Raw genomic sequence first — 12,853 nt, 5'->3', positions numbered from 1 at the left:
ATTTAAAATTATTATATAATAATTTAACTATAAAAACAAGAAATCAGCAGTTAACTCTCAGTATTTAACTTTAGTTCCATTTAAGAACAAAAACCCCCTATCACAGAGTCTATCAGAAACAAATTTTCTCTGTAATAAGGGTTAGAGTTTATATATTAACTTTATTTTTGAACTTAATTATTTTTTAGCTCTTCTATCTGTTTTTTTACAATCTCAAGCTCACTTGAAAGGGTATTTGCCAGATTTTCGAGACGTGTTATTTCTCGGTTTTTATTTTCCTCACTGTCATAATCTACATCTTCACCAGCTGGAGCATAAGCTGCTCCTCTTCCAGCGGCAAATCCATAGCCCATTCCGCGACCTTTACCTGCACCAGCAAAACCGCGTCCGCGTCCAAATCCTGGGCCTCGTCCGGCACCATTTCTAAAACCTCTTCCTGCTCCCTGAGGAGCGGCATCAGCTGCAAATCCCGGCTGATCATTACCTGCACAGTAACCTAATCCTCTTCCTGTCATTGGACCTCTACCTTCTGGACCTCTTCTATCTCCGCGTGGCATAAACAATCACTCCTTTTAATTTTTAGTTTGTTGGCACTGTTCATCAAGATATAAATTGGAAAGTAATAATTAAAATTACCTTAATGAACATATGCTCTTTATTCTGTAATTATATTATAACTCCATTTTGAACATATGTCAAGAATAAAGTAAAAAAATTTGACCCTGTAATTTGAACCAGGTCCAAAATTGCTTATTTGAACCAGGTACAAAACGCGCGTTTTGTACCTGGTTCAAATGAAATTAATAAAATTAATGGTGATGTCCATGACCTCCATGACCGTGATGGTCATGATCATGATGCCCATCTCCTTCTCCATGGGAACAGGCATTATCAGAAGCATCTAATTTATCATTTAAGTAATTAGAAACCGCTTCTCTGGCATTACCAGCTGCTCCACAGACAACTTCTATATTATTATGCTCAAAGATAGCAATCGCTTTCTGGCCCATGCCGGAAGCAATTATTATATCTGCTCCAGCCTCATTCAACAATTTTGGCAGCAGACCCGGCTGATGGCCCGGGTTTTCTATTACTTCTTCAGCGCTGATCGTATTATCTTCTGTACTAAAAAGTTTAAATTCAGGTGCATGACCAAAATGAGCTGATACATTTTCGCCCTGTACGGGTACAGCAATCTTTTTCATTTTATTAAAGCCTCCTTTAAATCTTATTTTTCTAATATTTTTGTAAGTTTTTCTTTAACAGTCAGCATTTTTGTTCGTAGTTCTGCATCGTTATCAACAAATAGCTCGCCTTTTTTAAGTGAATCTACTATCACTCTGCTGTAAGGAATTTTAGTAAGTAATTCAATTTTTTCTTCTTCTGCATAGGCTTCTATTTTAGCTGAAATATTTTCATTCAAATCATACTTATTAATTACTATTCCGGCTGGAATTTTAAAATGATTGACAACTTCCATAACTCTTTTGAGATCCGCAAAGCCTGACATGGTTGGTTCAGTAACTAAAACCGCCAGATCGGAACCAGTTAGAGAAGCAATTACAGGACAGCCAATCCCGGGTGATCCATCAATCAAAATCCAGTCTTTATTTTTCTCTTTTGCCAGCTCTGAAGCCCGATTTTTTACCTCACTTACCAGTTTTCCTGAGGTATCCGCCCCGGGAATTAGTTTAGCATGAACCATCTCACCAAATCTGCTTTCTGCTTCATAAAGAGTACCGGTTTCAATTTCTTCCATCTTAATGGCATCAGTTGGACAGACATAGGCACAGACAGCACAGCCCTCACATTTTAAATTTTTAATCTGATAATCAGCAGCCGTAATAGCATTAAAACGACAGTTTTCATAACAGAGCCCACAGTCAATACAGAGATCATCATTTTTAACCGCCAGTTTCATTCCCTTAAAAACTGCTTCACTTTTATTTTCCGGATTTAATAAAAGATGCAGGTTAGGAGCATCTACATCACAGTCTCCAACAACTAAATTATCAAGTAAGGAAGCCAGATTAGCTGTAAAGGTAGTCTTTCCGGTTCCACCCTTACCACTAATTACAGTAATTTCTTTCATTATTTTAGGGCCTCCTTTCTAATTTCCTGATATAACTGTTTCAGTTTTTCTTCCCAGCCTTCCAGTTTATCAACAAAAGGTATTCCTTCTGAATACAGCTCTGCAATCTTCCGTGAGAATGGAATTTTAAGTATTATTTTAATTCCTTCTTCCTGACAGTAATCTTCAATTAAATAATCACTGTCAGCTTCTGCCCTGTTAATCACAACCGCAAAAGGCTGCTCAATTTCATTTAACATTTCAATTACCATCTTTAAATCATGCAGACCAAAAGGTGAAGGCTCAGTGACCACAATTGTAAAGTCTGTATCTGTAATTGCTTCAATAGTCGGACAGGTTGTTCCTGGTGGTGAATCAATAATCACCTTTTTATCCCGATCTATTTTTGTTTTTAACTTTTCAATTACCGGTACAGCTTTTTCTTCTTTGGTGTTTAATTCTCCCTGCCAGAAATCTAAATTGGAGAGAGAGTCATGGCGCAATTTACCCAGTTCTTTTTCCTTTTCAGTAATCGCATCTTCCGGACAAACAATTTTACAGCCACCACAGCTGTGGCAGACTTCTTCAAAGACCAGTACATTATCCAGCATCATAGCCAGAGCATTATATTCACAAAAGTCAACACATTTTCGGCAGGCAGTACATTTATCATCATTGACCTCTGGAATCAACCTCATTACTGATTCAGTTTCTTTACTTTCAATTTCTGGAGAAATAAATAGGTAATCATTTGGCTCCTCAACATCGGCATCCAGCAGCTGAACATTTTCCAGCGCCAGAGCAAGATTAACAGCCAGAGTAGTTTTTCCGGTTCCTCCCTTACCACTTAAAATTGAAAGTGAAATTTCTTCAGCCAATTTAATGATGTCCCCCCGGGCCAGCTTCAGCCTCAGCTAATTTGCCTGCCTTGTAATCGCTGTATACTTCTTTAATTAATTTTTGCTCATTCAAATCTAAAACTTCAATGCCGGCCGCAGTCAGCGCCTGATAGGCTTTTGGCCCAAAATGATAGGCAGTAACAATATCTGCTTCATTATCAGCACATAATTGAGCGGCTCCTACTCCAGCACCACTGCTTTTTTTAGCAGCAGTATTTTCTACAAAATCAATCTCTTCTGTCTCAGTATCAATAAAAGCGAAAAATGTTGCTCTCCCGAAATTATCATGTACTTCTGTTTCCATATTTCCTTCTGCTACTGCAGGTATAACTAATTTCAATTTTAAAACCCCCATTTTTTAAAGGTACCGGGTACTTGTAAAATATTACCATCTAAATCCAGTTTTTTAATTAGTAATATTTTACAAGTACCCGGTACCAAAGTTTTACTGTGGATCCATATTTAATTTAAGTGGCTCAACCTTCTCATCAAAACCCTGTTCTCTCTCAGCTAATTTCTTTGCAATCTTAATAAACTCCTGAGAAATTTCAGATTCCGGTTCGTCAAAAACAATAGGATTTCCGGAGTCACTGCGGCGTCTAACTTCCGAAATCAACGGCAGCTGTCCGAGCAGTTCGGTCTCCATAAAATCAGCCAGATCCCTGCCACCATCTTCGCCAAAGATATAATCCTTATGGCCGCATTCTGAACATCTATAATAAGCCATATTTTCAACTACACCTATAATCTCATGGTCCATCTTATCAGCCATAGCACCAATTCTTCCTGCTACCTTAGTTGCTGTTACCTGAGGAGTAGTTACAACTAACGTTTCAGCATGAGGAACTTTCTGCATAATATTTAATGGCATATCTCCTGTTCCTGGAGGCAGATCAATCAGCATATAATCAATTTCTCCCCAGCGCACATCTTTAAAAAACTGCTCTAGTGCTCCTGCCAGCAGTGGCGCTCTCCAGATTACGGGACTATTTTCATCTACAAATGAACCCATAGAAATTGCTTTAATCCCTTTTACTTCAGGAGGTATAATTTCCTTTTCACTGACTGCTCTTGGCTTATCAGTAACTCCAAGAATTCGAGGAACACTAAATCCTCTTACATCAGCATCTATAATCCCCACCTTATATCCTAACTCAGCCAGAGCAGTAGCCAGGTTTACAGTAACAGTTGATTTACCAACTCCACCCTTCCCACTGGCAACAGCTATAATTCCTTTGTTAATAGTTCCATGTTCTAAGACAACCTTTTTATCTTTCACATCATACATTAAATAATCACCTCATTATATATTATGGTCATTTGTTCATTTAGCTGTATTAAATATAACACTTTTTTAATTTCAATTCAAGTAGTCTATTTACCTTCTAGGAATTTTTTAGCTTTTAATTTTGATTTTTCTGCTAAATAGGATAAAATATGAATTAAGGAATCTATTTATCACAGTTAACAGACAAAAAGTTAAATAATAAATTTATCTAGTAGGTGTAATAAATGAGAAAAGAAAGACTGATAACATATCAGCAGAGTTTGAATTTAGAAAACAGTATTTATATTGATGCCCGTACTAAAGAGGAATATCAGGAAGCAACTATTCCTGGAGCTGTCAATATCGAACTGCTTGATCATCAGGAAAGAAAAATCATCGGTACAATTTATAAACAGCAGAGCCCTAAAAAAGCTAAATTAAAAGGTGTTGAACTTGTATCTCCTAAAATTCCAGATTTAATAGCTGAAGTTAATCAGCTGGCCCGGGAATATGATAACATAATCATCTTCTGTTCTCGCGGCGGTCTGCGCAGTAAAAGCCTGGCTGAGTTTTCTGATCTGGCTGGAATCGAAGTCTACCGGCTTGAAAATGGTTATAAGGGTTACCGCCATTATATAATTGATAAACTGGATAATTATCAATTTAAGGGTGAAATAGTAGTTCTCCATGGAAATACTGGAGTTGGCAAAACCTACATTTTAAAAGAAATGGATAAGCTGGGAGCAAACATTATTGACTTAGAAGGAATCGCCAACCACAGAGGTTCAGCTTTTGGCAGTATTGGCCTTAATGAACCCTATAATCAAAAATATTTTGAATCACTGCTCTGGGAAGAATTAAAGAAAAAAGATCAGCCAGATGGCTATATATTTGTAGAAGCTGAAAGCAGAAGGGTTGGTCATTCTGTGATTCCGGAGTTTTTTTACAAAAAAATGAAAGCTGGAGAAGATATTTTAATTACAGCTTCAACCAAAAAAAGAGTAGAAAATATCTATTTAGAATATATAAAAGATATTGAAAGTGACCAGCAAAAATTTATTAAAAGAGTTTTAGAATCTCTGACTGCCATCAAAAAATATCTTATTAAAAAGGCAGGTAAAAAAGCATATTATCAGCTTTTAGAGCTTGCTGAAAGCGGAAAATTTAGAGAACTAACTAGAATTCTTTTAGAAAGTTATTATGACCCGATGTATGAACACTCTCAGAATAAAATCGACTTTTATAAAGCGGAAATTGAGGCAGAAAATATTAAAAAAGCTGCGGCAGAAATTGTTGACCTTTATCAATAAACGACTGCTTTTTTAATGTTAAAAGTTCTGCTTCCAGCTGAAGCCTCAATTATTTAATCCCCTTCCATTTCAGAAGGGGATTTTTAATGTCAGGATTTAATTAATCTGTAACTTTCAAACTCTAAGATCTGAAGCAAATCTCTTATTCCTTCAATTTTATGTTGAGTAACTATACCACCACGAGCCAGATCTTCATTTTCATGAAAATCAGAACCCGAAATCATTTTAAGCTGATGTTCTGCTGCATAATTATGAGCCTTCTCATTCTGAGAGTCGTGACGGCGATTACCATTATAAACTTCTAAACCATCCAACAGATAATCAGCAGCAGGTGACATTCCCTTTCGATAAGGATGGGCCTGATAAATTAATATTTTATTACTCTGGGAATCAGTCAGCTCTTTAAATTTTTCTAAATTAAGCTGATGCAGATTAGGATTTTCAAAAAGAATTTTTTCTTCAAGACCATAAACTAAATACTCATTGGGATCATCATTAAATTTAATCTCTATTCCTAAAAATAGATTGAAGTCCATTTCAGCAGCAACTTTTTTAGCAATTTTATAACCTTTTAAATATTTTTCGAGCTGCTCTTCCCAGCTTAAATCTTTAACTTTATCAAAAAAACGGGCATAATAATGATCAGTCAAAACCAGGGCACTATAACCAGCTCTTTGATACTTTTTAACCAGATCCTCAGCTTTAATTGAACCACAGCGGCTGCTTTCCGAACTGTGAGCATGCAATTCTATTTTATATTCACTCATAATTTTACCACTCTTCTAAGTGAACAATATTATCATTCATTCGATTAACTCTTACTTTTTCCTCTGCCGGATAACCAACTGCCACTAAAGACAGGGTTTTAAAACCTGCAGGTACTTTTAAATAATTGCTGACTTTTTTCTCTCTATCTTCAGCCGGGTGACAGCCTATCCAGACTGAACCTAAACCTAAAGATTGAGCTTCCAATAAAATATTTTGAGTGGCAGCTGAACAGTCCTGAACCCAGAACCCCTGATGTTTCTGCTGGCTGAGATCAGCACAGACTGCAATAGCCAGTGGAGCTTCTTTTAACATCTTTGCATAGGGATGAATCTCAGCCAGATGATTGAGTCTTTTTCTATCTTTAATCACAATAAAATGCCAGGGCTGTTCATTACCAGCAGAGGGTGCAGAGACGGCTGCTTCCAAAAGTTTCTCAATCTTTTCTTCTTCGACATCCTTGCTTTTATATTTTCTAATACTTCTACGCTCAAAAATTTCTTCCATAATTTGATGCCTCCCTTTGATATTATACCACTAATAATTATATAAAATAATCAGCCAGAAAAAAAGCCCCCAGAAAATATACTGAGGACTTAATTTTAGATATTAATTTTAAAACTTAAAAATCTGCAGCTCTAAATCCGGTTACTGCTGTTTCTGCCTAGCATAACCGCAAATATTACAAGTAAGGCTACAACCAGCCAGCCAAAAGTTAGAAGTTCACTCATTGGATAACCACCATAAGCAGCGCTAAACTCAGAAATAGTATTTTGAATAAATCCAATACCAATAAATAGTGGTGCAACAACTTTAATCATGGTTTTCCAGCCACCTCCAACATGAAGATCAGAGCTGACATTCATATTATCTTTTATCTTATCTAAATCAAAAGCATAGCTTAAGACAAGCATTTCTACCAAACCTACCACCAGCAGACCAAAAATATTAACAAAATGGTCAACTATATCTAAAATAGCTAAACCACCCTGAGTAACCATTGGTACTCCGAGCAAGAATCCAACAATTGATACATAAGTAACAGCTTTTTTGCGGCTTAAACTAAAGTTATCAATTAGCGATGAAACTACTGATTCAATTAATGAGATACTTGATGAAAGTCCTGCAATTGTTAATGAAAAGAAAAATGCAAAACCAAATATCTGCGGTAATCCAGGTAAGAGGTTAATAGCTTTTGGAAAAGCAATAAAAGCAAGTCCAATCCCAGAAGTTGCAACATCTCCAATTGCTACTCCCTGCTGTCCCGCCATATAACCAAGAATACCAAAAACACCAAACCCAACTACAATACTAAAAATACTGTTTGATAAAGCTGCTATAATTCCATTTTTTACAACATCTGATTTCTTAGGCAGATAGCTGGAATAAGCAATCATAATTCCAAAACCGAGACTCAGAGTAAAGAATATCTGACCATAAGCTCCAACCCAAATATTCCAGTCTAAAATCTTGGAAAAATCAGGTGTTATAAATGCTTTAACTCCCTGCATTGCTCCCGGAAGTGTAACACCTCTAAAGACAATCACTAAAACCATCACAGCTAAAAGCGGCATAAAAATCTTACTGGCTTTTTCAATTCCTTTTTCTACTCCACCTGCAATAATAGTATAATTAATTAACCAGACTGCAAGTAAAGCAAAGAAAATCGGCCACTGAATACCACCTAAGTTGAAGGCACTACCGGAGAAGTTGAGAAATTCTCCAAAGAAAAATCCTTCTGGATCAGCAGTCCAGCCCAGAGAAAATGACTCAAATACAAATAATAAACTCCAGGCAATAATAACAATATAATAAACAGTTACTACAAAAGCAATTAATACTGACCACCAACCAACCCATTCAAATTTTTCATTAATTTTACGAAAAGAACTTGGTGCAGAGTTTCTAGTAAAAAATCCAAATCCCATTTCAAGTAGTAATAATGGTATACCCGCAGTTATTAATGCAAATAAATAAGGAAATAAAAAGGCACCTCCACCATTTTCATATGCCTGATACGAAAAGCGCCAGATATTTCCCAACCCTACTGCTGAACCAATTGTTGCTAAAATAAAACCAAGTCTCGTTCCCCATTGATCACGATTCTCTTCCATTTTTTTCTTTCCTCCCTCTCTTCTTTCTACTCATTTTTTGTTTTTCCCGATTTTTCCTGGCTCAGCTCATCTAAATTTAAAAGAAAAAAATATTATAAAATATCAGCTAATCTCTACTCTCATACAATCATTAACTACTGCTAAATAATTATTACTTCTGCTAATCTTAAGACTGCATGTTTCTAAACTAAACTAATCAGGTTGAATGTATTATAACAAATTAATTGAAGCATTTCCAGCATTTATGACAAAAATCTAGTAAATGTATTCTGGTTTACTTAATCGTTTTCAGAAATTCATTGGGCATACCTGATTTTCAGAACTTCAAACCCGAGCAACCGCAATAATTTATTGATTGATGCCTAACTAGTAGTATGATAAAATAAACAAGCAATATAAATTAATAGGGAGGAAATTATCATGAAAAGAGAAAACTGGACTTCCAGATTAGGATTTATTCTGGCTGCCTCAGGATCTGCAATCGGACTGGGAAATATATGGCGTTTTCCATTTATAACTGGAACAAATGGAGGGGCTATTTTTATTTTAATCTATTTAGCTGCAATATTATTTATTGGTTATCCAATTTTAGTCTCTGAAATGTCTTTAGGAAGGTTTACAGAAAAAAATCCAATTGGTGCCTTCAAAAAAATGGCTCCAGATTCTAGCTGGCCGCTGGTTGGTGCTCTTGGAGTTTTATCCGGCTTTGTAATTTTAAGTTATTACTCCGTAGTTGCCGGCTGGGGAATGTCCTACATTTTTAAATCTTTTACTTTTACTGCTGAAAGCAATTTCCCGGAAGTTTTTGGATCACATATCAGCAGCCTGGCTGAGCCAATTATCTGGCACGGGGTTTTTATGTTTCTTACAATTGCTGTAATTGGAGCTGGAGTAGTTAATGGAATCCAGAGAATAGTTAAAATCTTAATGCCTATTTTATTTGGAATTATATTTTTACTAATTATCCGTTCTGTAACACTTGAAGGTGCGGGAGCGGGCTTAAGTTTTTACTTAAAACCAGATTTTTCTGCTATTACTTTTCAAACCTTTGCTGATGCTATCTCTCAGGCTTTCTTCACTTTAAGTCTCGGTATGGGAGCAATGATAACCTATGGTAGTTATTTAAGTCAAAAAGAAAGCATTAATGAAAGTGCCGCCTATGTTTTAGTCTTTGATACAGCTGTTGCTTTACTGGCAGGTTTCGCAATTTTTCCGGCCGTTTTTGCCTTTGGTCTTGACCCGGCTTCTGGCCCCGGCTTAACTTTTATTACTCTGCCGGCAGTCTTTACTCAGATGCCTTTTGGTATCTTTTTCTCAGTTATATTCTTTGTTTTATTGACAATTGCTGCTCTCACATCTTCTATTTCAATGCTGGAAGTAGTTGTAGCTTTTTTAGTTGATGAACACAACTGGAATCGAAAAAAAGCTTCTTATCTGATGGGTTTTTTAATCTTTTTAGTTGGAATACCACCTCTTATGGGTTACAGCTCATTTTCTAATTTTAATTTTTTAGGAATGGATGTTTTAGATACCTATGACTGGTTTTCAAATTCCATTTTCTTACCTACAGGTGGAATTTTAACTTCAATCTTTGTCGGTCATATTTGGGGCAGCAGAAATGCAGTTAAAGAAGCAAATAAAAACAGCCGCTTTCATATTGGTAAAATATATAGTGTTTTATTAAAATATATTGTGCCGGCCGCTGTATTATTTATTATGCTTTTTAATATCTATCAGACCATTTAGTTCAAAGAAAAATTACAATTGATCAAACTTTAAATAAATTTAATTTTAGGAGGATTTAATTTGCAGGAAAATAAGAATTTATGTGTGCATTATGACCGCTGCGGAGGCTGCTCTATTCAGGAAATACCCTATCAGAAGCAGTTAAAAGATAAAAAAGAAATGCTTTTAGAAATCTTTTCCGATCAAGAAATTAGTACAGACAATTTTGAAGAAATACTGGCAAGCCCTGATATTTATGAGTACCGCAACAATATGGAGTTTAGTTTTGGTGATTTAAAAAAAGGAGGAAAACTTCAGCTGGGGATGCATCCACGGGGTAAACGGTATGATGTGATTACAGTTGATCACTGCTTATTGGTTGACAGAGATTTTAGGGATATTTTAAGCACAATTATAGACTACTGCCGCAAACATGATTTTAAAAAATATCATATTAAGTTGAGAGAAGGTTTTCTGCGCAACCTAATTATCCGAAAGGGAATCAATACAGGAGAAGTCGTTGCAAATCTGGTAACTACTTCTCAGGTTGAGCATGATTTTGAGCCTCTCAGCAGAGAACTACAAAATCTCGATTTAAAGGGTGAACTGGTTGGTTTTGTCCAGACGATCAATGATGATTTTTCTGACCAGGTAAGCTGTGATGAAATGAAGATTCATTATGGCCGTAATTATTTTTATGATAAATTACTTGATAATAAATTTAAAATTGACTCACTTTCATTTTTTCAGACTAATACTAAGGGGGCTGAATTATTATATTCAGAAGCTGCCGACTATATCAGCAGCGCTAAAGATAAGGTGGTTTATGATCTATACTGTGGGGCCGGAACTATCTCCCAGGCTATAGCAAAAGATGCAGATAAAATTTTTGGAATAGAGATTGATCAAGATGCAGTAAAAAAAGCAGCAGAAAATGCTAAATTAAATAATGTCAACAATGCAGAATATATTGCCGGTGATGTTTTAGAAAAGATCAATAATCTGAAAGAAAATCCTGATTTAATTATTATCGATCCGCCAAGACCCGGAATAAATCCGAAAGCTCTAGACAAAATAGCTTCGGCTGGTGCAGATGAAATACTCTATATTTCCTGTAACCCAAAATCACTGGCCAGAGACTTAGTTTCTCTAAAAATGCACAATTATCAACTGGAAAAGTTTAAAGCTGTAGATATGTTCCCCCATACTAAGCACTTAGAAGTAATAACTCTATTAAAGAAAGAAAATTAAATAATTATTAAAAATAAGAGAAACTTTATAGTAAAATAAAAAAGACCGATTCCAGAAGCTGATTTTTCCAGCTCTGAATCGGTTTTTTTTTAAGCTAAAAAAGTGTTAATCCCGATTAGCAGTAAAATCAATCCACCCACATAATCAGCATATTTTTCAACAAGGGAAATATGTTTAATATATAACACAATCTTAAACGCAGCTGCTGTGATTACTGCAGCGACAACACCAATTATTAAAGAGTTATTTAAAATCAGTGCATAATTTAAATTAAAAAGTAGCGAAAAACCAGCCCCCAGAGCATCGATGCTGACACTCACCCCTAAAACTACAACTGTCCAGAAGTTAAGCTGTCTGTAAATACACTCTTCGCCATTCTTATATCCTTCTCTAATCAGAAAAATCCCGAGCAGAAAGATTACCGTACCACTAAAATAGTTAGAAATGGTAAAAAAATGCTGATCAATATAATTTCCGAGAAAACCACCGATCAAGGCAAATAAAAATTGAAAAAATCCGAATGAAAAAATAATTTCAAATTTTTCTCTAAGATTTGTCTTAGTACCACAGCCAATAGCCATTGTTACACCTGCTGCATCCAGGGCCAGTGCTAGAGCCACTAATAAAATGTTAATTTTAATCCCCTCCAGGATAAAATATTGTCTACAGTATTATTTATTATAAAACAGAGATTTCAAATATGCAACAAAATAGCTCAAAGTTCTTTCAATTATCTCAAAGTATTTATTTTAATCATTAAATCTGCTATAATTAAGACAGTAATGACAAAGGAGGAAAAATTATGGAACATAACAGTTTAGAAACCGCAAAAGCCGCTATTAAAATGGCTATTTCCACCAGAAGTGAAGAAAAAAAATTAAAAAAAGAATTTGCAGCTGATGATATAAATACTGGAGCAGTTGATTTTGGTGGTGAATTCAATAAATCAGTTCCAGATATCATAGAAAGAGCTGTTATTGCAGCTAAGCGAGAAAATATCATTGATGAATCCCATGTAGCCCAGGGAGCAGTTGCTGGAGCAGCCCATGATGCAGTAACCCAGATAATGCCGAGAACTATGGGCTTAAATGTAGGTGGAAAGATTGGAGTTGCCCGCAGCGGAGAGCATATTGTCGTTGCTATCTTCTTTGGTGTTGGCATGTTTAATTTAAATGAAGTAACAGTAGGCTTAAGTCACCGTTCACTCCTTGATAGTAGATCTTAATAAACAGAGCAAATTTGATACTCCAATAAAGTTGACAAAGGTACAAAATTAATAGTATAATAAAGAAAATCAAATAACTGGTAGCATGGTAATACGGTAGGAGAAATTTGTAGGGAAGCTTAAGTTTTATTTAAACAAGGGGTTTTTATATCTTTTTTTAGATTAACTTGTTTAAACTAAAGCTAAAAGCGAAGTCTTTAACACTCCACCAGGAGTGTTTTTTTAT

General features: G+C 35.5%; 14 protein-coding genes. 4 read left to right on the top strand and 10 right to left on the bottom strand.

What is annotated here, in order from left to right; genetic code table 11:
- Positions 1-173 precede the first annotated feature (173 nt).
- From CI949_RS10495 to CI949_RS10470, 6 genes are all read right to left on the bottom strand, one after another.
- Entirely contained in the window at positions 174-557 is a 384-nt protein-coding gene (locus CI949_RS10495; RefSeq protein WP_108141577.1) for a DUF5320 domain-containing protein, read from the bottom strand.
- A gap of 252 nt (positions 558-809) precedes the next feature.
- Positions 810-1,205, bottom strand: coding sequence for a NifB/NifX family molybdenum-iron cluster-binding protein (locus tag CI949_RS10490; RefSeq protein ID WP_108141575.1), 396 nt, complete (start codon positions 1,203-1,205; stop codon positions 810-812).
- A 23-nt stretch (positions 1,206-1,228) separates the two neighbouring features.
- Positions 1,229-2,092: an ATP-binding protein gene (locus tag CI949_RS10485; protein WP_290766125.1), complete on the bottom strand. Its 864-nt coding sequence runs from the start codon at positions 2,090-2,092 to the stop codon at positions 1,229-1,231.
- Entirely contained in the window at positions 2,092-2,949 is an 858-nt protein-coding gene (locus tag CI949_RS10480) for an ATP-binding protein (protein ID WP_290766123.1), read from the bottom strand. The genes CI949_RS10485 and CI949_RS10480 overlap by 1 nt, the downstream gene beginning before the upstream one ends.
- Position 2,950: 1 nt before the next feature.
- A complete protein-coding gene (locus CI949_RS10475) occupies positions 2,951-3,310 on the bottom strand; it encodes a NifB/NifX family molybdenum-iron cluster-binding protein (RefSeq protein WP_290766120.1) in 360 nt (119 codons plus the stop codon).
- Between the two features lie 105 nt (positions 3,311-3,415).
- Complete coding sequence (locus tag CI949_RS10470; protein WP_290766117.1) at positions 3,416-4,258, bottom strand: Mrp/NBP35 family ATP-binding protein; 843 nt, start codon at positions 4,256-4,258, stop codon at positions 3,416-3,418.
- Positions 4,259-4,482: 224 nt separating this feature from the next.
- Between CI949_RS10470 and mnmH the strand changes: the two genes are divergently transcribed.
- Complete coding sequence (gene mnmH, locus CI949_RS10465) at positions 4,483-5,547, top strand: tRNA 2-selenouridine(34) synthase MnmH (protein ID WP_290766114.1); 1,065 nt, start codon at positions 4,483-4,485, stop codon at positions 5,545-5,547.
- Between the two features lie 89 nt (positions 5,548-5,636).
- Here the strand turns inward: mnmH and CI949_RS10460 are convergent, their stop codons facing one another.
- The 3 genes from CI949_RS10460 to CI949_RS10450 form a co-directional block, all read right to left on the bottom strand.
- Positions 5,637-6,314, bottom strand: coding sequence for a PHP domain-containing protein (locus CI949_RS10460; protein ID WP_290766111.1), 678 nt, complete (start codon positions 6,312-6,314; stop codon positions 5,637-5,639).
- Between the two features lie 4 nt (positions 6,315-6,318).
- Positions 6,319-6,819 carry a nitroreductase family protein gene (locus CI949_RS10455; protein WP_290766108.1) on the bottom strand — a complete coding sequence of 167 codons (501 nt, stop codon included), beginning with the start codon at positions 6,817-6,819 and terminating at the stop codon, positions 6,319-6,321.
- A 131-nt stretch (positions 6,820-6,950) separates the two neighbouring features.
- Positions 6,951-8,426 carry a sodium-dependent transporter gene (locus CI949_RS10450; RefSeq protein ID WP_290766106.1) on the bottom strand — a complete coding sequence of 492 codons (1,476 nt, stop codon included), beginning with the start codon at positions 8,424-8,426 and terminating at the stop codon, positions 6,951-6,953.
- 420 nt (positions 8,427-8,846) lie between these two features.
- Here CI949_RS10450 and CI949_RS10445 point away from each other — a divergent pair, with 420 nt between their 5' ends.
- Positions 8,847-10,172, top strand: coding sequence for a sodium-dependent transporter (locus tag CI949_RS10445; RefSeq protein ID WP_133529773.1), 1,326 nt, complete (start codon positions 8,847-8,849; stop codon positions 10,170-10,172).
- 60 nt (positions 10,173-10,232) lie between these two features.
- Complete coding sequence (gene rlmD, locus CI949_RS10440; protein WP_290766101.1) at positions 10,233-11,402, top strand: 23S rRNA (uracil(1939)-C(5))-methyltransferase RlmD; 1,170 nt, start codon at positions 10,233-10,235, stop codon at positions 11,400-11,402.
- An 89-nt stretch (positions 11,403-11,491) separates the two neighbouring features.
- On the opposite strand, the gene CI949_RS10435 is transcribed toward rlmD, so the two are convergent.
- The gene (locus CI949_RS10435; RefSeq protein ID WP_243733906.1) at positions 11,492-12,022 is read right to left on the bottom strand and encodes a manganese efflux pump; all 531 of its coding nucleotides are present in this window, start codon (positions 12,020-12,022) and stop codon (positions 11,492-11,494) included.
- A gap of 182 nt (positions 12,023-12,204) precedes the next feature.
- Between CI949_RS10435 and CI949_RS10430 the strand changes: the two genes are divergently transcribed.
- On the top strand, positions 12,205-12,627 hold the full coding sequence (locus CI949_RS10430) for a HutP family protein (protein ID WP_133529770.1): 423 nt from the start codon (positions 12,205-12,207) through the stop codon (positions 12,625-12,627).
- Positions 12,628-12,853: the final 226 nt, after the last annotated feature.

Source organism: Halanaerobium sp., assembly GCF_003070835.1.
This window is presented reverse-complemented; position numbering and strand designations above follow the sequence as displayed.